This is a genomic window from Winogradskyella sp. (genome assembly GCF_013213975.1).
Taxonomy (GTDB): domain Bacteria; phylum Bacteroidota; class Bacteroidia; order Flavobacteriales; family Flavobacteriaceae; genus Winogradskyella.
The window spans coordinates 1-21,593 of record NZ_JABSST010000046.1; the positions used below are offsets into that span (position 1 = coordinate 1).

Annotated in this window: 17 protein-coding genes; 5 read left to right on the forward strand and 12 right to left on the reverse strand. The window is 36.7% G+C overall.

What is annotated here, in order from left to right:
• The 4 genes from HRU49_RS08570 to HRU49_RS08585 form a co-directional block, all read right to left on the reverse strand.
• A partial coding sequence (locus HRU49_RS08570) for a Na+ dependent nucleoside transporter N-terminal domain-containing protein (protein WP_296356160.1) occupies positions 1-1,066 on the reverse strand: 1,066 nt, incomplete at its 3' end.
• Positions 1,067-1,081: 15 nt separating this feature from the next.
• Positions 1,082-1,699 carry a bifunctional nuclease family protein gene (locus HRU49_RS08575; protein WP_296356162.1) on the reverse strand — a complete coding sequence of 206 codons (618 nt, stop codon included), beginning with the start codon at positions 1,697-1,699 and terminating at the stop codon, positions 1,082-1,084.
• Positions 1,700-1,848: 149 nt separating this feature from the next.
• Positions 1,849-2,811 carry an electron transfer flavoprotein subunit alpha/FixB family protein gene (locus HRU49_RS08580; protein WP_296356164.1) on the reverse strand — a complete coding sequence of 321 codons (963 nt, stop codon included), beginning with the start codon at positions 2,809-2,811 and terminating at the stop codon, positions 1,849-1,851.
• A 12-nt stretch (positions 2,812-2,823) separates the two neighbouring features.
• Positions 2,824-3,570 carry an electron transfer flavoprotein subunit beta/FixA family protein gene (locus tag HRU49_RS08585; RefSeq protein ID WP_296356166.1) on the reverse strand — a complete coding sequence of 249 codons (747 nt, stop codon included), beginning with the start codon at positions 3,568-3,570 and terminating at the stop codon, positions 2,824-2,826.
• Between the two features lie 244 nt (positions 3,571-3,814).
• On the opposite strand from HRU49_RS08585, the gene HRU49_RS08590 reads away from it, so the two are divergent.
• Entirely contained in the window at positions 3,815-4,792 is a 978-nt protein-coding gene (locus tag HRU49_RS08590) for a pyruvate dehydrogenase complex E1 component subunit beta (RefSeq protein WP_296356168.1), read from the forward strand.
• An 88-nt stretch (positions 4,793-4,880) separates the two neighbouring features.
• Positions 4,881-7,391, forward strand: coding sequence for a DUF5686 and carboxypeptidase-like regulatory domain-containing protein (locus HRU49_RS08595; protein ID WP_296356170.1), 2,511 nt, complete (start codon positions 4,881-4,883; stop codon positions 7,389-7,391).
• Here the strand turns inward: HRU49_RS08595 and HRU49_RS08600 are convergent.
• From HRU49_RS08600 to HRU49_RS08615, 4 genes are all read right to left on the reverse strand, one after another.
• Positions 7,388-7,816 carry a biopolymer transporter ExbD gene (locus tag HRU49_RS08600; RefSeq protein WP_363146543.1) on the reverse strand — a complete coding sequence of 143 codons (429 nt, stop codon included), beginning with the start codon at positions 7,814-7,816 and terminating at the stop codon, positions 7,388-7,390. The genes HRU49_RS08595 and HRU49_RS08600 overlap by 4 nt on opposite strands.
• A 53-nt stretch (positions 7,817-7,869) precedes the next feature.
• On the reverse strand, positions 7,870-10,029 hold the full coding sequence (locus HRU49_RS08605; RefSeq protein WP_296356173.1) for a prolyl oligopeptidase family serine peptidase: 2,160 nt from the start codon (positions 10,027-10,029) through the stop codon (positions 7,870-7,872).
• Positions 10,030-10,060: 31 nt separating this feature from the next.
• Complete coding sequence (locus HRU49_RS08610) at positions 10,061-11,728, reverse strand: hypothetical protein (protein ID WP_296356176.1); 1,668 nt, start codon at positions 11,726-11,728, stop codon at positions 10,061-10,063.
• A gap of 88 nt (positions 11,729-11,816) precedes the next feature.
• A complete protein-coding gene (locus tag HRU49_RS08615; RefSeq protein ID WP_296356178.1) occupies positions 11,817-14,039 on the reverse strand; it encodes a M1 family metallopeptidase in 2,223 nt (740 codons plus the stop codon).
• Between the two features lie 164 nt (positions 14,040-14,203).
• Here HRU49_RS08615 and HRU49_RS08620 point away from each other — a divergent pair, with 164 nt between their 5' ends.
• A complete protein-coding gene (locus HRU49_RS08620; RefSeq protein WP_296356179.1) occupies positions 14,204-14,731 on the forward strand; it encodes an inorganic diphosphatase in 528 nt (175 codons plus the stop codon).
• Between the two features lie 130 nt (positions 14,732-14,861).
• The gene (locus tag HRU49_RS08625) at positions 14,862-17,276 is read left to right on the forward strand and encodes a sodium-translocating pyrophosphatase (RefSeq protein ID WP_296356180.1); all 2,415 of its coding nucleotides are present in this window, start codon (positions 14,862-14,864) and stop codon (positions 17,274-17,276) included.
• 93 nt (positions 17,277-17,369) lie between these two features.
• On the opposite strand, the gene HRU49_RS08630 is transcribed toward HRU49_RS08625, so the two are convergent.
• From HRU49_RS08630 to HRU49_RS08645, 4 genes are all read right to left on the reverse strand, one after another.
• Positions 17,370-17,984, reverse strand: coding sequence for a deoxynucleoside kinase (locus HRU49_RS08630; protein ID WP_296356182.1), 615 nt, complete (start codon positions 17,982-17,984; stop codon positions 17,370-17,372).
• A gap of 4 nt (positions 17,985-17,988) precedes the next feature.
• Complete coding sequence (locus HRU49_RS08635) at positions 17,989-18,771, reverse strand: hypothetical protein (RefSeq protein WP_296356184.1); 783 nt, start codon at positions 18,769-18,771, stop codon at positions 17,989-17,991.
• 71 nt (positions 18,772-18,842) lie between these two features.
• On the reverse strand, positions 18,843-19,526 hold the full coding sequence (locus HRU49_RS08640) for a response regulator transcription factor (RefSeq protein ID WP_296356186.1): 684 nt from the start codon (positions 19,524-19,526) through the stop codon (positions 18,843-18,845).
• On the reverse strand, positions 19,519-21,057 hold the full coding sequence (locus tag HRU49_RS08645) for a HAMP domain-containing sensor histidine kinase (RefSeq protein ID WP_296356189.1): 1,539 nt from the start codon (positions 21,055-21,057) through the stop codon (positions 19,519-19,521). The genes HRU49_RS08640 and HRU49_RS08645 overlap by 8 nt, the downstream gene beginning before the upstream one ends.
• 126 nt (positions 21,058-21,183) lie before the next feature.
• On the opposite strand from HRU49_RS08645, the gene HRU49_RS08650 reads away from it, so the two are divergent.
• A complete protein-coding gene (locus HRU49_RS08650) occupies positions 21,184-21,552 on the forward strand; it encodes a hypothetical protein (protein ID WP_296356191.1) in 369 nt (122 codons plus the stop codon).
• Positions 21,553-21,593: the final 41 nt, after the last annotated feature.

Below are 21,593 nucleotides of genomic sequence, written 5' to 3' on the forward strand. Positions count from 1 at the left end.
CCATTACTGAGGCAGCTAATAAATGCTTTGCGTATACAAGCCTTAATGCTGGGTCATCTCCACCTAAGAAACCTATATAAGCCGCTAATACAGCACCAGCAACGGTAGCCATACCTCCAATCAATACAAACAGAATTTCGGACTTATTCATTTTTTCTAAATACGCCTTAATTAAAAGTGGTGCTTCAGTTTGTCCTAAGAAAATATTACCTGCAACACTTAAACTTTCGGCTCCAGAAATTTTTAAAAGCTTAGATAAAAGCCATCCAAATGCCTGAACAACTTTCTGAATTATCCCCAAATAGAATAGAACAGAAGTTAATGCTGAAAAGAATAATATGGTTGGTAAAACCTGAAAGGCAAAGATGAATCCAAAGGTGTCCATATCCACAACTAAGCCTTCAAAAAGAAATTGACTTCCTGCTTTTGTGAAATCAAGGACCTTGATAAATATTTTACCGATAGCCTCAAAGACTGTCTTAATGATCTCAACTTTTAATACACCAACAGCAATTATTAATTGGAACCCTAAACCAATGCCAACTGTTTTCCAATTAATGGCTTTTCGGTTGCTGCTAAATAAATAAGCAATTGAAATTAGCACCACCATACCAAGAACACCACGCCATAGGCTATCCATAGAAAAGCCTTGACTAGGTATAATAGTCGCTCTTTCTTCAAATTGATCTGTACTTATTAAATTTTCGAGGTGCTTTGAAGCTATAAATTTATAAGAGATTCCCTTTTCAGTAAATACCAAAGTCGAATCTGTTAAGGTATTTATTTTATAGTGCCTTATGGTGTCATTCGGTTGACTATAATAAAATATCAATAGGTTATTTTGATAAATGTAATCACCAGATGCTTTGAGATTATTCTTGGCCTCTAAAGCATAGTGAAATTCGCCATTACTAAATACAATGGAATCATTTTCAGTGACATCAAATAGAGCTGATCCTGCACTATCTTCGATAGCATCAAATTGCCATGTTTTTTCTAGCTCTTGTGCTGTTAGTGTTGAAAAACCAATAATAATAGCAATAAGGGCTTTGAAAAAATGACGCATAAAAAGTGGATTTAATTAACGCTTGGAGATTTCGTCTCTAATTTTAGCTGCTCTCTCATAATCTTCATTATGTACAGCTTCTTCTAGCAAAGCATTAAGCTCTTCTAAAGATTTTTCTTTAAAGCCTTCCTGTTCTATAGCTGAAGTTTCAATTTCTTCTGCAACTAAATCGTCAACAAGGATACTATCTTGTTCTTCCTCTTCATCCTTTTTAGGATTAACTTTAAGATAGATGCCGGCTTTATCTAAGATATTTTTATAAGTAAAAATTGGTGCCTGAAAACGTAAGGCCAATGCAATTGCATCGCTTGTTCTGGCATCAATAATTTCTTCAATTTTATCACGCTCACAAATTAGGCTTGAGTAAAATACTCCATCAACTAACTTGTGGATAATGACTTGCTTTACTATTATATCGAAGCGATCTGCAAAGTTTTTGAATAAATCATGAGTTAAAGGACGCGGCGGACGAATCTCTTTTTCTAAAGCGATAGCAATAGATTGCGCTTCAAAGGCTCCAATAACAATCGGTAATTTTCTATCACCATCCACCTCATTGAGAATTAAAGCATAAGCACCATTTTGAGTTTGGCTATATGATATTCCCTTAATATTTAATCGAACTAAGCTCATAATTATAAAAGACAAAGAACTGTTTAAATTTGGACTTTACCAACTGCTAAAAGCAGATTTGGATAATTTTCTTAATACTTTCGACAAATGGTCAAAGTAAGAGCGTCTCTAAATTTAAACAGTCCTTATCTTATTACAAGGTAATAAAATTATGCATTTTGAGCCTTAAACGCCTTTAATTTTTCAATCAGTGTAGGCACTACTTCGAAGGCATCACCAACGATTCCATAATCTGCCGCTTTAAAGAAAGGAGCCTCGGGATCCGTATTAACAACTACTTTTACTTTTGAAGCATTTATACCTGCTAAGTGCTGAATTGCCCCAGAAATACCGATGGCTATATATAAGTTAGAAGCAACTGGTTTACCGGTTTGGCCAACGTGCTCGCTATGTGGTCTCCATCCTAAATCAGACACTGGTTTAGAACATGCTGTTGCTGCACCTAGAACATCTGCTAATTCTTCGACTAGGCCCCAATTTTCAGGACCTTTTAATCCTCTACCACCAGATACTACAACTTCAGCATCTGCAATAGTTACTTTGTCTGTAGCTTTATCTACGGATGCTACGTTAACTCCTGAATCTGGGATTGCTGGTGTAAAGTCTTCAACGGAAGCACTTCCCCCAGACTCAACCAATCCAAAAGAGTTATTAGAAAGACCAACAACCTTAACGTCTGTATTAATTTCTGTGTTAGCAAATGCCTTATTAGTAAAGGCAGTACGCTTTACAGTAAATGGTGATGTACTTGAAGGAGCTTCAACTACATTAGAAACATAACCTGCTTCTAAACCAACCGCTAATAAAGGAGCTAAATATTTACTGTCTGCACTAGAACTTAAGATAACAACACTAGAACCGTCTTGTTTTGCAGCTGCTTCAATCACAGCTGCATGTTTCTTGGCATTAAATGTGTTTAGATCTGCGTTACTTATTGCTAAAACTTTTGAGGCTCCATATGCACCCAAACTTGCACTATCGTCTGCATTAATCGCAACAGCCGTAACTGTTGTACCCATTTGGTCTGCAACAGCCTTTGCATAAGAAACTACTTCTAAGGCTGCTTTTTTAAATTTTCCGTTTTCTGATTCTGTATATACTAAAACTGACATAATTCTTTTTTTTTAAATGACCTTAGCTTCGTTATGAAGTAAGTTCACTAATTCATCTATATTTCCTGCATCAACTAATTTAACGGCACCTTTTGGTGCTGGTTTTTCAAAGCTTACTGCTTTAGTTTCGGCATTAGCTTCAGAAGGTTCAACCACATTTAATGGCTTTTTACGCGCCATCATGATTCCTCTCATGTTAGGTATACGAAGATCGCTCTCTTCAACCAATCCTTTTTGCCCGCCAATGACTAATGGTAATGATGTATTTACAGTTTCTTTACCACCATCAATTTCTCTTGTTGCCTTGGCGTTTGTGCCATCGATTTCTAAATCAATACAATTGGTTACAAAATTAGCGCCAGTCATAGCGGCTAACATTCCAGGAACCATGCCACCGTTATAATCGATAGATTCTCTACCTGCAATCACTAAATCATAAGCTCCTTCTGTTACAACCTTAGCCAATTGTTTTGCTACGGCATAACCGTCCGACGCTTCAGTATTGACACGGATTGCAGAATCTGCACCAATAGCCAGTGCCTTTCTTAAAGTTGGTTCTGTTTCTGCTCCTCCTACATTAACTACATCCACACTAGCACCTTGCTTTTCTTTAAACCACATGGCACGTGTTAAACCAAATTCATCATTAGGATTAATCACAAATTGAACACCATTAGTGTCAAATTTTGTGTCACCGTCTGTGAAATTAATCTTTGAAGTAGTATCAGGAACATGGCTGATACACACTAAAATCTTCATAATCTATTTATTTATTGATTTGTAAATATTTTGTCAGATTAACGATAACGTTTTCGAATATTTTCCAAAAAAGAGCCCAAAAACAGGCAGGTTGTGGCCTGAAAACGCCTTAGAATTAATCGAATGCGAAGTTAAATATTTATTTTCGAATTTTTACTATGCACGCATAATAAATTTTAAAGAAATTTGATTTATTTAATTTTTTAATAATCCTTACTTTTGTTTTTCGTTTTAAAAATTAAGAATGAGGACTATTCAGTTTAGAGAGGCTATTGCTGAGGCTATGAGTGAAGAAATGCGCCGAGATGAGAGCGTTTATTTAATGGGTGAAGAGGTAGCAGAATATAACGGTGCCTACAAGGCATCTAAGGGTATGTTAGATGAATTTGGACCTAAGCGTGTTATTGATACGCCAATTGCAGAGCTAGGTTTTGCTGGTATTGCTATTGGATCTACGATGACAGGTAACCGTCCGATAGTCGAATACATGACATTTAACTTCTCTCTTGTTGGTATTGATCAAATTATAAATAATGCTGCTAAGATTAGACAAATGTCTGGAGGGCAGTTTAAATGTCCTATTGTTTTTAGAGGTCCAACGGCTTCTGCTGGACAATTAGCAGCAACCCACTCACAAGCATTTGAAAACTGGTTTGCTAACACTCCTGGATTAAAGGTCGTTGTACCTTCTAACCCATATGATGCAAAAGGCTTATTAAAATCAGCAATCAGAGATAACGATCCTGTAATTTTTATGGAGAGTGAGCAAATGTATGGTGATAAAGGAGATGTTCCAGATGGAGAATATGTCTTACCTATCGGAGTGGCTGATGTAAAACGGCAAGGTACTGATGTTACAATCGTATCTTTTGGGAAAATCATTAAAGAGGCGTTTAAAGCGGCAGATGAGTTAGAGAAGGAAGGCATCTCCTGTGAGATTATAGATTTAAGAACTGTGCGTCCTATGGACAGGAAAGCCATTATAGAGTCGGTGAAGAAGACCAATAGGTTAGTAGTTCTTGAAGAAGCTTGGCCATTTGGTAACGTGGCAACTGAAATTACATATCTTGTACAATCTGAAGCTTTTGATTATTTAGATGCACCAATCGTAAAGATTAATACAGCAGATACACCGGCGCCATATTCACCAGTACTTTTAGAGGAATGGTTGCCAAATAGTAACGATGTTGTTAAGGCTGTAAAAAAAGTATTGTACAAATAAATAAATTGCAGTTATCTGCGTTTAATAAACTTCATTAGTGACCTAAAGCTAAAGTTTAGCACGGTTGTTGATGAAGTTTGTTTTTATTATGAAAAAGGGACTACTTTCATTTTTATTATGCTTCTCATTTATTGCAGCCTTTGCACAGACTAAGGTAAGTGGTTATGTCTTTGATGAAAACAATGATCCTATTCCTTTTGCAAACGTACTTTTTAAAGGGTCAACAGAAGGAACCATTACCAATGAAGATGGTAAGTTTTATCTCGAGTCCAATGAAACTAGGGAGATTTTAATTGTATCGTTTATTGGTTTTGAATTGCTAGAGATACCTTTAACCAAGAAAGTTAATTACGATTTAAAGTTTGTATTAAAGGAGGAAGCAGCTTCACTTAAAGAGGTGGTTATTGTCACTGGTAAACAATCTAAAAAAGCTTCAGAGAATCCTGCTATCCGAATCCTTAAGAAGATTTGGGAACGTAAACGTCAAAATGGATTAAAGCAGTTTAAACAATACGAATACGATCAGTATGAAAAAGTTGAGTTCGATCTTAATACCATTGATAGTGCTCTCATAAAAAGTAAACTCTTTAAAGGTATGGAGTTTGTTTTTGAGGAAGTTGACACCTCTTCAGTAACAGGTAAAACCTATTTGCCAATCTTTCTGAATGAATCTGTGAAGAAGATATATGGTGATAATCAGCGTAACGAAAAAAGAGAAGATCTAATTGGTAATAAAAACTCAGGATTTAGTGATAACCAGGTGATTATTGATTTTATAGACGACTTATATTCGGAGTATGATGTTTATGATAATTATTTAAAGTTTTTTGATAAGAGTTTTGTAAGTCCGTTGAGTCGTACCGGAATTCAGACTTATAATTATGTCCTTTCCGATAGTGCCTATATTGATAATAAATGGTGCTACAACATTATTTATTACCCACGACGAAAAAATGAATTGACCTTTAAAGGAGATTTTTGGGTTAATGACTCTACCTATGCTATTAAGGAAATTAACCTTCAGGCATCAAAAAGTGCTAATATTAATTGGGTGAAAGAAATCTATATAGAGCAGGAATTTGAAGTGTTAAACGACTCTGTATTTTTAATAAAGCGGGATTACTTTCTGTCTGATTTTGCCTTGAATAAAAAGGAGAAATCGCGCGGTGTTTATGGAAAGCGTACCACCTTGTATGATAACTACAAGTTTAACGAGAAAAAGGACGAGAAGTTTTACGAGAAGGCCGTTTATGATTATGATGCAGATGTGTATAATCGTGAAGATGACTTCTGGGAAAAGAATCGTTTAGAAGTGCTTAATAAAGATGAGAAAGGTGTCTATAAAATGTTAGATACCCTAAAGACAGTAAAGAAGTTTAAGCGCTTATATAATTTAGGAAGTATCCTCGCTTCAGGTTATATTGAATTTCCGAGTATGAATTTTGATTACGGACCTATCTTTTCAACCTTTGGATTTAATGATGTTGAAGGGCTTCGACTTAGAACAGGTGGTCGAACTTATTTTGGTCCAAACGATTTATGGAGACTTGAAGGATTTGTTGCATATGGGTTTAGGGATGATAAGTTTAAATACGGGATATCTGGTAAATGGTTATTAGATAAGCGAAGTCGTTTTACCATTTTCGGTGGCCAACGCCGCGATGTTGAGCAAATAGGTGCCAGCCTTACAAGTTCTACAGATGTCTTAGGCAGAAGTTTAGCTTCTTCGGCCGTTGTCGGTACAGGGGCTAATGATAAATTAACTAATATCAGTCTTACCAATTTTGGAATCGCTATTGAACCTTGGCGTAATTTAGAAGTACGACTCGATGGCAGTTACAGGAAATTGCGATCAGCTTCTCCGACATTTAGTCTAGATTATAATGATTTCACAGCACCAAATGGTGTATCCTCTACAGTCAATCAGTTTGAAGGTCGTTTGGCTTTATCTTATTTTCCAAAGCGTCAAATGACTGGTTTTGGTGTAGAACGTAAAGAGAAGAATGATAATTTTGCGCGACTTTTTGCACAAATATCTAGAGGTGATCGCGATTGGTTTGATAGTGATTTTGACTATACCAAAGTCCAGTTCTCATACATTCAACCATGGCAAATAGGTGGTTTTGGCAGGCTGACGTCTTCAGTAGAGGCAGGTAAAACTTTTGGTGAAGTACCATTAGCATTACTGAGTGTAGTGCCAGGTAACCAAACTTTTTTCTCAATTTATAATACCTTCTCACAACTCGATTTTTATGAGTTTGTAACAGATACCTATACCTCAGTACACTTAGAGCATAATTTTAATGGACGCTTATTTTCACGAATTCCTTTCCTTAAAAAATACAATTTAAGGGCTATTGCTAGTATACGTGGAGTTTGGGGAGAATTGTCGCCTGAAAATATTGCGCTTAGTACAACTGGAAACCCTGTGGAATTTCCCTTAATCGCACCTGACTCAAGACTATATTATGAGTATAGTATCGGTGTTGCCAATATCTTTAAGGTATTGCGTTTAGACTTTAATTTTAGAGGTAATTACCTAGATAACCCTGGCGCTAGACGATTTGGTATTACAGGTAGTTTTGGGTTTTATTTCTAGAATATTTCAATTAAATTCAAAGGATAAATTGATGTAATTTGAGAACGCTCTTTATCATTTAAGCTTTCAAAATCATTATTGAATATTTTTTTTGAAAGGTCTTGTCTTAATGTATTAATAGTTTCTACTATTGTATTTTGAATATTCATGTAGGTGTTGTACATCGTTTCATGTTCGGTTCTAATGGCAATAGCTGCATTAGATTTTGAGGATAATAAATACGCTTTGGTTTTTATTTTTAATGCGTCAAGATCTACTGCCTCTTTATTTGTAAAAACAGCATTATTTCCATCTATATAAATATTTAGTGCCTTGCTTTCGTCATATTCTACTGTTGTAGGAGAGACTTGTGGAAGTGTTCTAACCAATCCTTTATCTTCAATACAAGTAAAGCATAGAGTTGTTAGAATAATACATAATGGAATTTTTAATAAGCTTTAGAGGTGATTGCGGCTGTACATTATTACCCTTTTGTTATTTATTCAGATGGCTTTGCTATATGTCTATCGAAGAATTCGATTAATTTACCAAAAAGATAACGATCGTAATTTTGCTCACGGCTCCATCCATGCGTTGCACCTGGCGCAAATGCAAAATCGAAATTCTTACCCTGTCTAATCAGTTCTTCTGCTAATACAGCCGTAGTCTTAAATGGGACAACATGGTCCTGCATCCCATGGATAAACAGGAGTTTATCTTGCAGATTCCCTGCATATTTGAGCGCTTTTCTTTCGAAAACTTCAGGGTGTGTCTGAGGGGTACGTACAATCGCAACATCGTCTGTACCAAAGAACACAGGGTCCACAGCTGCAGCTGCAGCAACTCCTGCCTGAAATAAGCCAGGCTTCTTTAACAGCGAATACACGGAAAGCGTACCACCGTAGCTACTGCCCCAAATACCAATTCGATCAGGATCAACATAATCCAGTGACTCCATATAAGCAACTGCGCTTGCATAATCCTCTATGTCTTGATCGGCAAAGCCTAGCAAGAATTCCTCACGAAAGGCTCTTCCATAACCATTGCTGCCTCGTGAATCTACCTGTACAACAATATATCCTTTCTGAACCAAAAGTTGCTGTATAAGACTGTAGTTTCCGGCCCAGCGGTTTCTAGCTGTATTCGAATACACAGGTCCAAAAATCACAGGATACTTCTCGTCGGGTTGCATATGAGTTGGTTTCAGAATCCGTGCATGCAGCGTGTAGTCATCTACAAGACTTGGGAAACTGACGTATTCTGCACCTACCCAGTTTCTCTTGCTGAAGGCGACTAATGGCGAATGGGTTATTTGCTTTGCTTCACCACCTTTGCTGCTTACGAGGTAAAGCTCAGTTGGTGAGGTGTCGCTACTATTTGTGAACACTAAGCTTTGGCCATCAGGTGATGGATAGCCAACGTTACGGCCAGCAAGTTGTGTTACTTGCTTAGGCTTGCCTCCTGACAAATTCAAGCGATACACATGTTGTTCATATGGATTCATACCATTGCCTTCATAGAATAGTGCGTTACCAGTAATCTTTGGTGAGGACAACACATCGTAAGAAGGATCTGTTATTTGTATTGGATTACGATTTGCTTTAGACGGATCGATGGTGTAAACTCCATAGCGATCATTAATATCACTTAAGAAAACAACTTTTTCCCCATCAGGATGCCAGTTAGATCCAAATAATGTATACATACGACGCTCTCTAACACCGCTCCAAATCTCGCGTGGTTCACTATTGCTAGGCGACACAACATACAATTTACGTTCAACCGCATTGTCGGATGCGACATCAATGAGTAAAGCACCTTTTGGTGACCAGTTAAAGTCGATAATCTGATTAGCGCTTGAATCTGGTAAACCAAGATAGACAATGCTACTATTCTCAATATTCAATAGGCCAACGCTACGAATCTCGTTTGGATCACCAGGATAACTTCTACGTACTTCGTTAGGGTTAGTCTCAGTTGCTAGGTAATTTGGGAATGGTACTTTTCGCATCTTACGTCTGTCCACCAAATGAAATGCAATGGTCTTGCCGTCTGGCGACCACTTATAGGTTGGTCCACTCCAGATCCCCGGTCCGATTTCGCGTTCTGGTCGGTTGTAACGGCCTTTCCCTAAACTCGAGAGACTCGCTATACCTAACTTGGTGAGCTGGTGATTTTGTTTGGTGGTTAGGTTAGCAAGCCATAGATCCCCGTTGCTTATATAGGCCAATTGATTACCACTTGGTGATTTCGATAAATTATGTGCGCCTGTTTCTACTGGCATCAATTCGATGTCTTCTTCTTGACGCAGTCTGGTCTGCCAGAGATCGTTTCCTCTAAGGCTAATAACCGTGTTTGAATCAGTCCAGACCATATCGCGAACAGAAGGTGTGTTTGTTTTGGAAATGAGACGCAATTCTTTTCCATCACTTGTGGATGCCCAAAGTAAACGCCCCGGATTTCCTGGTTCATTCCATGTAAATGCAAAGTGTTTACTGTTTGGCGCCCACATCGGACGTGATGGAGTTGTTCCAGTTAGTTTTGGTGTTGCAAATATGTCATCAAGGCTAAGGTCATTTTCTTGTGCTTTGACAGTTACAGAAATCGCCATAAGAAGACCTGTCATTAACCATAATGGCCAAAAAGAGCTTTTTTTCATCTGTTTGAATTAATAGTTATCTAAAATCTACTCACTTCATCATGATCATATGATCTGAATTTCCAGTCATTTCCCATTGGGTTAATGCGACAGGAATATTGCCAATGCGATTAATACTGTCAAAGAAATCACTAAGTGCGAATGCCTCTCCCTTGAGCTCTTTGCCAAGCGCGTATTCTGCCATAGCCGCTTCTAGTAAGTATTTACCTGTGATGTAGCTTGTGCCATAACCTGGTTGTCTTAAATATAAGTGCTGCTCAAATATTAATAGCTCTTTTTCAGTTTTCATCCAACCACGCGGAGTATATTCAGAATGTATACCTCCAGCCTCTTCCATGGTCATTTCATTAGCGTGGGCAAAGAGCGACCCTAATCCTCTAGCGGCTCTTTGTGCAATCATGATGTAGACGATCTCGCGGACTCTAGGATCATCATCATATAAGCCAGCATCCATAAACATTTCTTCTACGGCAGTAGCAGTACCTTCATTTCGAGAGTCGAAGATGTTATATAATAGTGGTCCTTTTCTAATTTCACTTGGATTAGGTTCATTATCCATTCTGGCTAGTTCAAACCAATGATAAAAATGGGAAAAAAGTGGGCGAGGGTCGTAATGCGACGTGATGTAAAAGAAATTCCGTGTTTCTTCCGGAATAAAACTGCCCAAGTGCTCTCTTAATGCTGGGTCAAAATAATCCTTAACCGTTAGTATATCTTCATTTTCTAGGAAGTTTATTAAACTATTGGCCGCGCGATCCGCCAGAGCATCATAACGTTCTGGTGAATCTGCAGCTATCAATTCTGGAAGATTACGATTGCGGTGTTCTTCTAATTTTAAAGCCGACCATGCACGTGCAACTTCTCTTTTTAAAATCATTACTTCATCTTCCCAAGTCAATGGTACCAAATGAACATTTTGCATATACCATGTGTAGTTATCCTTTCCTATTCCTGAAGGCCCTGTTTTCTTTTCTGATTCTGCTTCTAACCAATCTACCAATTGATTTGTAGACGTTTGAGCTTTTTCAATGGCAGACATTACCTCTTCATCAGCAGGCACACCTGCAGCACTTTTCATGCCTTCGAGTACATTAGATTGTTCTTTGATATCTCTGATGCCAGTGATCCAAAGGTCGCGAGCATTGCCAGTAAGATTGGTTTTGGCTTGTGAATTCAATGAAGGGATTACAGCTAAATCATTGAGCATTCTTTTACGTTGGTCAGTGTTTAGTGGAAATTCATAGGTCCATAATTCTAAGGTGCCATGATTTGTTGGGCCTTCATGTGCTGGTACATCACTTTTGTAAGTCCATATCGTCTTATAGAAGGCAGGATCGCGTTCCCATGGTTTTAGAACGCGATGATTAAAATCAAAACCATTCATTTCTGCCCAGACAATCATCCAATCTATTTTATTAGGAATAGACCAGCCAGTCGTGTCAATTGTAGCATGACGTTCTCTTAATTGCTTAAAAGTTGGCATTCGTTCATTGAAAGTCGTTTTTCGATAATCTGGTGCTCCTTCTAGTTTTGGTGGTGTTTCAAAGGATCTCCAATCTTTAAATAAAGCAACCAAATCTTTATAGTTATTGGATGTAAAGTTTCTAGTTTGGGTTTCTGTAGAAGATTCTTTCTTATCGGTCTCACAGCTAGAAAAGAGAATAAATAAAAGAGCAAAAATTAGGGTAGTTGTTCTCATATATTGATGGTGTTTTTTCTTGTTTGTGATAACAATAAAGGGTAATTATTTTTAGTGTGACTCATTGCAGAAAATCAGTTTTGAATGATTAATTTTTGGCCTTGTTTTTAAACTGATCAAATTCTGAGGCTTCTTCTACCTTAGGGAAGCTGTTATTTGTAGTGTCGGTATCGGCAAATTCAAAATTAGGATCTAATACCACTTTGGCCACTTGCTTTTCTTTAATAAAGGTTTCAGTCGTTTCGTATTCGTTATGTCGCCAAATCTCGGCTGGTAAGGTGTCTATCTCACTAGTGCCATCGGTATATTGCCACTGAATAGTCACTGGCATTACCAGTCCACCTACATTTTTAATAGTGATTTCATAAATGTTTTTGCTATACAGTTGCTTGCGTAACTCAGGCTCATCTAATCGCGATAAGAATTGACCATACGCTTGGCTCGGCGTTGATACCATAGTAATCATTTCTGGTCCATCTGCAAAATTAGATATGTTTTTGCCTGTATTTTCAGCCTTAATATTGGCTTTAGTAACTTTGTTGTTGGTTTCTACATTTTCTTCGTTTGCTACTGTGAACCATTTTACATTACTAAGTTCCATATCTACATTATCTGTAGTAAAGAACCAACCTCTATAAAACCAATCGAGATCCACTGCGGTGGCATCTTCTAAGGTTCTAAACAAATCACCTGGATTGGGATGCTTATACTTCCAACGTTTAGCGTACTCTTTAAAAGCTTGATCAAAAAGGTCTTTACCAATAACTGAGTTTCTCAAAATCTGTAACCCAACGGTTGGCTTTCGGTAATAATTGGCTCCAAACTGCGATAGTAAATCATTATCTGATGAGGTCATAATAGGACGCATAATATTTTTATCCCCACTCATAAAAGGCACAATGTCTTTTGGAGTGGTATGCGGATAATCTGGATAACGTTTTTCCATAGTGCGTTGATGAATAAAGGTATTTAAACCTTCATCCATCCACATCCATTGGCGCTCGTCCGAGCTTACAATCATAGGAAACCAATTGTGTCCTACTTCGTGTACAATAGTACTTATCATACCTGCTTTAGCACGCTCAGATATTTTACCATCAACTGGTCTTCCTCCATTAAAACTGATCATTGGGAATTCCATACCAATATTAGACGTATTTACAGAAATACAAACAGGATAAGGGTATTCAAATACATCCTCAGAGTAAACTTCTAAGGCATTTTTTACTGCTAAAGTCGAGGACTCGGCCCAAACTGGTAGTCCTTCTTTTGGATAGAACGACATGGCCAATACAGTATGCGTTTCTAACGGAACCGCCTGTGCATCCCAAATGAATTTACGTGACGAGGCAAAGGCAAAGTCACGCACATTTTCTGCTCTAAACTTCCAAGTTTTAGTATTAGGGGATTTACTTTTCTCATTGGCTTGGGCTTCTTCTGGTGTTACGATCATCACCGTTTTATCGACCGATTTTCTTGCTGCCTCTAGACGTTGACGTTGCGTTTTTGTCAAAACCTCTGCCGCATTATTTAAAGCTCCTGTAGCTGCAACCAAGTGATCTGCAGGTACAGTAATTTCAACATCATAATCTCCAAATTCTAAAGCAAATTCTCCCAAGCGGTTAAACTGCTTATTCTGCCAACCCTCGGTGTCGCTGTATACCGCCATTCTTGGAAACCAATGTGCAATTAAGTATACCGTATTGTCATCTTCTGGGAAATATTCATAGCCTTCACGAGATAGTAAAAACATACTTCTATCTGTAATATGATAAGACCAACCGATGGAGAAGGTTAGAGATTCTCCAGTTTTAATTGGTTCGTCTAAGATGACCTTCATCATGGTGTTGTTTACCAAAGATTTAATCGCATTTCCGTTAGTGTCTTTTACATACTTAATCGTATAACCTGCTGGAAAATCTATAGCTCTAGTTAAAAATTGCATGTGTCTTGTGTTCATAGAATCACGCACATTGCCAAAGGCAAAACCAAAATCTTCATTGCCTTTTTTGTTGACATTCTGCTCTAACTGAATCCACAAGTACGAGAGGTCATCTGGCGAATTATTGTAATAGGTAATAGTTTCATCACCACTAAGAATATTGTTTTTTTCATCTAATTTGGCTTTGATTTTATAATCAGCACGTTGTTGCCAATAGGCTCTCCCTGGAGCACCACTTGCCGAACGGTAGACATTTGGTGCGGTAATCAGATTGTCGATAGGTTCAAACTTGCCTTGATACGGTTGATTCTGTGCGTAGACTGAAAATGTGAAACAAAGGGATAATAAAACAGTGTAGGAATGGCTCATATAGTGTTGGATTAGTAATATGCCTACAAGATAATAATCTTAGATTCGGAAGATGGATTTTTAACAAAAACCTTAACTATTTTCATTGCCTACGTTAAAGACTTGGCTATCTTTGCAGCCTTAAAAAATTATCCACTTCAAATTTGGGATAAATCAAACTTAATATGAAAAACGATAAGAAAGTAACTTTCGACGTCCTTATAGAAATTCCGAAAGGTAGCCGTAACAAATATGAATACGACTTTACCTTACACAAAATCAGATTTGATAGAACTTTGTTTTCTTCTATGATGTATCCTGGCGATTATGGTTTTGTGCCAGAAACTTTAGCTTTAGATCAAGATCCCTTAGATGTTTTAGTCATGTGTACAGAGCCTACATATCCAATGGTAGTAGTTGAAGTAAAACCTATTGGGGTATTTCATATGGCAGATGAAAAAGGGCCAGACGAGAAAATAATTTGTGTGCCAGTTTCTGATCCTATATGGAATCAAAAAAATGATCTTGCCGATATTAACCCGCACCGTTTAAAAGAGATAGAGCATTTCTTTCAGGTATATAAAGACTTAGAAAAGAAGAAAGTCGATGTAGGGGGTTGGGGTAATGCAGAGGAAGCTATTAAGATATACCATCAGTGTGTAGCACGTTATGAGGAAAGTGATTGTAAAAAGAAAAGAATGTTTACGATCTAAGAAATTAATCAAAGTCCTAAGTAAACCTCAATAAAACAAAGCCATCTTAAATTTAAGATGGCTTTTTTTTATCAAATATTTTTCTATTTTTGGAAACGTTAAATTTTAACTAAACTAACACAAATTCAATATGGAATATTTAATTAAAGGATTGCCAGCCTTTGGAGTTTTGGCTTTACTATTTGTATTTATTAAGAGTGCATGGGTAAATAAGCAAGACCAAGGAACTGACAAAATGAAACGAATTGCTAAGAATATTGCTGATGGTGCAATGTCATTCTTAAAAGCAGAATACAAGATTTTAGCAATCTTCGTTGTAGCTGTAGCTGTATTATTATTCTTCAAAGGAAATAATGAAGAAGGATCTAATGGTATGGTAGCTGTATCATTTATTGTAGGAGCTATTTGTTCTGCTTTAGCGGGTTTTATCGGAATGAAAGTTGCAACTAAAGCCAACGTTAGAACAACGAGCGCAGCACGAGCATCTCTCGGTAAGGCTTTAGAAGTTGCCTTTGCAGGTGGAGCTGTTATGGGGCTTGGCGTTGTTGGATTAGGTGTTTTAGGCTTGAGCGCTTTATTCATGTTATATAGTGGACAAGGCTGGGAAATAGGTGAAGTATTAAATGTTTTATCTGGATTTTCTCTAGGGGCATCGTCAATTGCATTATTTGCACGTGTAGGTGGTGGTATCTATACCAAAGCTGCCGACGTTGGTGCTGACCTAGTGGGTAAGGTAGAAGCAGGTATTCCTGAAGATCACCCATTAAATCCTGCAACTATTGCAGATAACGTAGGTGATAACGTAGGTGATGTTGCTGGAATGGGAGCTGATTTGTTTGAGTCTTATGTAGGTTCAATTATTGGTACTATGGTTTTAGGAGCAGCTTTTACTCAGATTCCTGCATTTGCAGATTCTTTTGACGGATTAGGAGCTGTGTATTTACCCTTAGTATTAGCGGCAGTTGGTATCATCATGTCTATTATAGGAACATTCTTCGTTAGAGTTAAAGATGGTGGTAACCCACAGACGGCATTAAATATTGGTGAGTTTGGTTCTGCTGGTTTAATGCTAGTAGCGTCATATTTTATAATTAATGAAATGTTACCGGAAGCATGGACATTTGGCGGGACAGAGCTTTCTTCAATGGGTGTATTTTGGGCGGTAGTAGCTGGTTTAGTAGCTGGTTTAGCAGTAGGTAAGGTCACAGAATACTATACAGGTACAGGTACTAAGCCTGTAAATTCAATCGTAAAACAATCTGAAACTGGTGCTGCTACAACAATTATTGCAGGATTAGGTGTTGGAATGATGTCTACTATGGTTCCTATTATTTTGATTGCTGCTGCGATTTTAGTGTCTCATCACTTTGCTGGATTATACGGTATTGCAATTGCTGCTGTAGGGATGTTAGCAAATACAGGTATTCAGTTAGCTGTTGATGCTTACGGCCCAATTTCTGATAACGCAGGTGGTATCGCTGAAATGGCAGAGTTACCAAGTGAAGTTAGAGAGCGTACAGATAAATTAGATGCTGTTGGTAATACAACTGCAGCTATCGGTAAAGGTTTTGCTATTGCTTCTGCGGCTTTAACAGCCTTAGCATTATTTGCAGCCTTTATGCAAACAGCAGGTGTAACTGCAATTGATGTGTCTAAGCCAACGGTAATGGCTGGTTTATTAGTAGGTGGTATGTTACCATTTGTATTCTCAGCATTATCAATGAATGCTGTAGGACGTGCTGCTATGGCAATGATTGAAGAGGTAAGACGTCAGTTTAGAGATATTCCTAAATTAAAGGCAGCTTTAGAAGTAATGAGAGCAGTTGATTCTGATATGACAAAAGCAACTGATGCTCAACGTGCTACTTTTGATGAGGCCGATGGTGTTGCTGAATACGATAAGTGTGTGGCAATTTCTACAACAGCTTCTATTAAAGAAATGGTATTACCAGGTTTATTAGCAATCGCTGTACCAGTAGCAGTTGGTTTCTTAGGTGGAGCCGAAATGTTAGGTGGTTTATTAGCGGGTGTTACTACTTGTGGTGTACTTATGGCGATATTCCAATCTAACGCAGGTGGAGCTTGGGACAATGCTAAGAAAATGATTGAAGAACAAGGGCGTAAAGGTACAGAAGCGCATAAAGCAGCTGTAGTTGGTGATACTGTAGGTGATCCATTTAAAGATACATCAGGCCCTTCTTTAAATATCCTATTAAAGTTAATGTCAGTAGTAGCTTTAGTTATTGCTCCAAGTATTGCAATGTCTGCTGATGATGTTACAGCGTATGCTGAGCAAACTGTTGAGAAGACAGAAATTCCTAAAGAGGTAATAGTAGGTGTGAATACTAATAAGGATAATGGTACAGTAAAGGCTATCGTAACAACAGCGACAATAGAAAACAGTTCTAGATCTACTGAAGAAAAAGTATTTGAAGGTACTGAAGCTGAAGTTAAAGCTGAAAGCGATGCTTTAAATGATGTCGACGTTGAGATTAAAAAAGGTGAGAAAGCTGTAAAAGAAGAAATTGAACAGGTAAGTAGCTAATGCCCTGTATATTTAAACTATAAAACCACGCTGAAAAGCGTGGTTTTTTTATTTCCATTATTGAGTCGTATTATTACTCAAAACTAATTCTGTTTAAAATAAACCGTTGATTTGCGCATCAATTTTACTAATGATACCTCCAAGATCTTCTGGGTTAGATACAAAGTCTAAATCATCCACATCAATGATAAGTAAATTGCCTTTGTCGTATTTGGTAATCCAAGCTTCATAGCGCTCATTTAAGCGACTTAAATAGTCAATACTGATGGTGTTTTCATAATCGCGCCCACGTTTATGGATCTGCGCTACTAAATTTGGAATTGAGCTTCTTAAATAGATTAATAAGTCTGGACCTTTTACAAAAGATTCCATAAGCTCAAAAAGTGATGAATAGTTTTCAAAATCACGATTGGTCATTAATCCCATTGCATGCAGATTAGGTGCAAAAATATGCGCATCTTCGTAAATGGTACGATCTTGAATAATATCCTTTCCGCTTGTGTGAATCTGGTTGACCTGACGAAATCTGCTGTTTAAGAAATAGACTTGTAAATTAAAGCTCCAACGCTCCATTTGATTATAAAAATCATCCAAATAGGGGTTGTCTACCACGTCTTCTAATTGGGCTTCCCATTTGTAATGTTTTGCAAGCAATTTTGTGAGCGTAGTTTTACCAGCTCCTATGTTTCCAGCAACAGCAACATGCATAATCTTAATCTAGTTTAAGTTGGTATTGACGTAGCATTTCGTCGTCGTAAATATACAAGGTTTCATTGGTTACCAAAAACTGACTTATTAACAAATTTGGGTGCTTAATGGGTTTAATTTCAGTGCTTTTTTTTGATAAAATAGATAAGCCATTTTCCTTTTTTAATACCAAGTGTGCCTCACTAAATGCAAGGCTCTCAAAGCCTTCATTTTTGTACTTTCCAATGAGGCTTCCAAAATAGCTGTAGACATAAAGGTAATTTTCGGTAAGTATGTAGCAGTTGTTGTAATCGCTCTTAAGATCTAATATTTCAGATTGAATAGGTACCGTTTTTAAACGCACCTTGTTGGTCTTATAATCGTATAATTCGAGCTGTTGTAAATCTTGGTTAAATATCCAAAGAGTATTGTCAAATCCAGTTGACACAAAACTCACATTTTTATAGGGTTGTACCGTATTAAAATCAATTTTATAGACTTCAGCCAAGCGGTTATCTAATATCACAACCGTATTAAAATCACGATAAAACAAATTAATCTTTAAAGGATTAAAAGCATTGGCAGAGGTTATCTCACTGAGTTGAAAATTGGTATAGGTAATCGTAGTGTCTTTAGTCTTTTTATGGAAGGTATTATCATCGGTTGTATAATACATGGTCCCAAAGGTATCGACTCCAAAAATGGCCTTGGCATTAAATGCTGTGGAATCCTTTAGTGTTGTTGTAATTTGCTCTTGGGCAACAACAGAAAAATTAATTAGAAAAAGTAAATAGAATAGTTTTTGCATACCAACTTGAAAAATACAAAAATTGCACCATTCTATAAACTCAAAGCTGCGAGGCTTTAGGGTGTGGAAAATTAAATAGTGAGTTTGTATCCAAAACCACGAACATTAATAATCTGAATGTTCTCGTCTTGCTTCAACTTTTTTCGAAGTTTAGTAATAAAAACATCCATGCTTCGTGCTGAGAAAAAATCGTCAGTTCCCCATAGTTTGTTTAGTATTAAAGAACGATCCAATACTTGGTTTTTGTTTTTTATCAAATGAAATAGCAAGTGCGCTTCCCTGTGTGTAAGCTGAACCGCATCTTCATCTTTAAATTGTAATTGCTGCTTTGGGAAGTCAAACGTATAATCTCCAATGTCTAAGACTTTAGACGATTTTTGAACCTGTGTTCTGTTTACCAAATTGTGTACGCGAACAATAAGCTCTTCCATGCTAAATGGCTTTTTAAGATAGTCATTGCCACCAATAGAAAAGCCTTCAACAACATCACTCGTTTGTGATTTAGCCGTTAAAAAGATAATAGGAATGCTGTCGTCTAGCGTTCGAATTTCCTTAGCTAAGGTAAAGCCATCTTTTTTTGGCATCATGACGTCGAGTACCAAAATTTCAGGTGAAGTTGATTGGTATTTTTCAAAGGCCTTTTCACCATTATCACAAAGGGTGACTTCAAAATTGCGCGTCTCAAGACTTTCTTTAATTATTTGCCCTAAAGCCGCTTCGTCTTCAGCTAATAATAGTTTTATTTTCTCAGCCATTTGGAAGTGTAATTTTAAATGTAGTGAGCTGATTAGACAAATCGATATCAATTAGTCCACCATGTTTTTCTACAATAGTTTTTGTGTAATATAAGCCGATACCAAAGCCTTTTACATCATGTGTGTTGCCCTTTGGAACACGATAGAATTTCTCGAAAATTTTGTCTTTGTTGGCTTTAGATAAATTATTACCGTTGTCAGAAATGTGAATTTCAAAGGTGTTATCTCTAGGTAATAGATCTATAGAAATAATCTCGCCTCCGTACTTAACCGCATTGTCCAAAATATTGTTAAGTGCATTTTCAAAATGAAAGAGATCCACGATAGCCATGAGTTGATTAACCTTATAACTTTCATTAAACGATTTTTTTGTAAATCGGATTTTGTAACGATTTGTTAATGAGGTTAATAGTTCAACCATATTTACAGACTCTTTATTTAATTTGAGGCTGTCACTATCTAAAGTTGCCGTTTCTAGTAATTTTTCGACCATAGTATTTAACTTAGATAGTTGTTCACTAGACATGCCAATATACTTTTGTGTTTTAGCCTTGTCATCTATACCATTAAAATTACTGATGCTTTCTAAAGCTACACCAATGGTTGCGATTGGTGTTTTAAACTCATGAGTAATATTGCTGATCAGGTCATTTTTAACTTCGGCCAGTTGTTTTTGATGTTTAATTACTTTTAAGAGGTAAAACAAACAACTAATTACTGCTAGAATTAAAAGGGTTGATATAAAAATTCCTGCTAAACTGCGCTTAAGTATTGTGACTCTTGAATTATTGAACTGTAATTCTAAGGTAGAATCCTTTGGTAAAAATGTAGATTTTGAGGTTGTGCTTAATGTGAATTCTGTTTTTGGTTTTGTGACATCTGATAAAAGTGTATCTAGCCTTGATTGAATTTCTTTTGGTACGCTATTGCCTTGATGATATATTAGTCTATTTTCAATAGTTAAATTCTTTCTATCAAGTTCAGCTGAAAGTAAAGTGTCTAATTTTTTAAGATCTAAGCTGTCATTATTTATGGACACTACAATTTTAGAGGTTAGCAATTCAAAACTTTCAAAATCAATACTGTCATTTTGTTTTATTTGATCGACTTTAAATTTAAATGAATCAATGTCCGTTGGCCTGTGTTCTTGGTTGTATGCGCTCATCATAGAGTCTGCTTTTCTACCTCGAAAAATAGTGAGTCCATCCAGATTATTAACGTCCAAAGAATCTAGGTTTTTAAATTCATTAGTCGTTTCATCGATTTGCTCTAGAAATTTTGTCAGTTCACTATCTTCACCGAAAGCGTTCATTTGAGCATCACCAACTAATGAGATACCGAGTGTGGTTCGTTCCGCTAAATCGGCATAGTAATCATCCACAGCTTTATCTAAACTAATCTGAACATCAATAATGAGCTGTTGCTTGTTGGTTTGGTAATTTTTATAATTCCAAAATACCTGAATACCAATAGTAATGGTAATTACAGCAACAATTGCATAAAGAATCCATTTATATCTGTTATCATTCATAGGTCAAAAGTAAATGTTAAAATCTACTTTAACGAATCGCTTAACACTCGTTAACACTAGTTAACTCAAAAGACAAAATTCTGTATTGATATTTGCAGTGTATTAATCTTATAACACAATTATATTATGAAAAATTTATTCACTTGTTTAGCATTAGTTATTACCGTATTAGGCTTTAGTCAATCTAAAACTGTACTTGGCGAAGCAAAAGGTACTACTAAAGTAGAAAACATATCTATTACCATTACTGTAGATTCTCTTAAAGAATTTGAGTCAACGTTTAACATTGAAGACATCAAAGAAATATTGAACATGTCTGATGCTAACGAAACTATTAGTTTTAAAATTGTCTGCAATGGAGAAACGATGTCTAACGGTAAGAAGTCTCATATGTCTTATGCCATTGAAGGTAATTCAGACGAGCCAGAAACTTTCTTAAAAAGTGTTGAGAAAATCAGAAATTCAGCAATCAAATATTATACGAACAAACAATAAAGATCAATCAAGTAATAAAAAAAATCAATAAAAGTCAATCA

Bases quoted from the DNA above. Each gene is read 5' to 3' on its own strand.
- HRU49_RS08575 (WP_296356162.1), bottom strand. From the start codon at position 1,699: ATGAGCTTAGTTCGATTAAATATTAAGGGAATATCATATAGCCAAACT.
- HRU49_RS08580 (WP_296356164.1), bottom strand. From the start codon at position 2,811: ATGTCAGTTTTAGTATATACAGAATCAGAAAACGGAAAATTTAAAAAA.
- HRU49_RS08585 (WP_296356166.1), bottom strand. From the start codon at position 3,570: ATGAAGATTTTAGTGTGTATCAGCCATGTTCCTGATACTACTTCAAAG.
- HRU49_RS08590 (WP_296356168.1), top strand. From the start codon at position 3,815: ATGAGGACTATTCAGTTTAGAGAGGCTATTGCTGAGGCTATGAGTGAA.
- HRU49_RS08595 (WP_296356170.1), top strand. From the start codon at position 4,881: ATGAAAAAGGGACTACTTTCATTTTTATTATGCTTCTCATTTATTGCA.
- HRU49_RS08605 (WP_296356173.1), bottom strand. From the start codon at position 10,029: ATGAAAAAAAGCTCTTTTTGGCCATTATGGTTAATGACAGGTCTTCTT.
- HRU49_RS08610 (WP_296356176.1), bottom strand. From the start codon at position 11,728: ATGAGAACAACTACCCTAATTTTTGCTCTTTTATTTATTCTCTTTTCT.
- HRU49_RS08615 (WP_296356178.1), bottom strand. From the start codon at position 14,039: ATGAGCCATTCCTACACTGTTTTATTATCCCTTTGTTTCACATTTTCA.
- HRU49_RS08620 (WP_296356179.1), top strand. From the start codon at position 14,204: ATGAAAAACGATAAGAAAGTAACTTTCGACGTCCTTATAGAAATTCCG.
- HRU49_RS08625 (WP_296356180.1), top strand. From the start codon at position 14,862: ATGGAATATTTAATTAAAGGATTGCCAGCCTTTGGAGTTTTGGCTTTA.
- HRU49_RS08630 (WP_296356182.1), bottom strand. From the start codon at position 17,984: ATGCATGTTGCTGTTGCTGGAAACATAGGAGCTGGTAAAACTACGCTC.
- HRU49_RS08635 (WP_296356184.1), bottom strand. From the start codon at position 18,771: ATGCAAAAACTATTCTATTTACTTTTTCTAATTAATTTTTCTGTTGTT.
- HRU49_RS08640 (WP_296356186.1), bottom strand. From the start codon at position 19,526: ATGGCTGAGAAAATAAAACTATTATTAGCTGAAGACGAAGCGGCTTTA.
- HRU49_RS08645 (WP_296356189.1), bottom strand. From the start codon at position 21,057: ATGAATGATAACAGATATAAATGGATTCTTTATGCAATTGTTGCTGTA.
- HRU49_RS08650 (WP_296356191.1), top strand. From the start codon at position 21,184: ATGAAAAATTTATTCACTTGTTTAGCATTAGTTATTACCGTATTAGGC.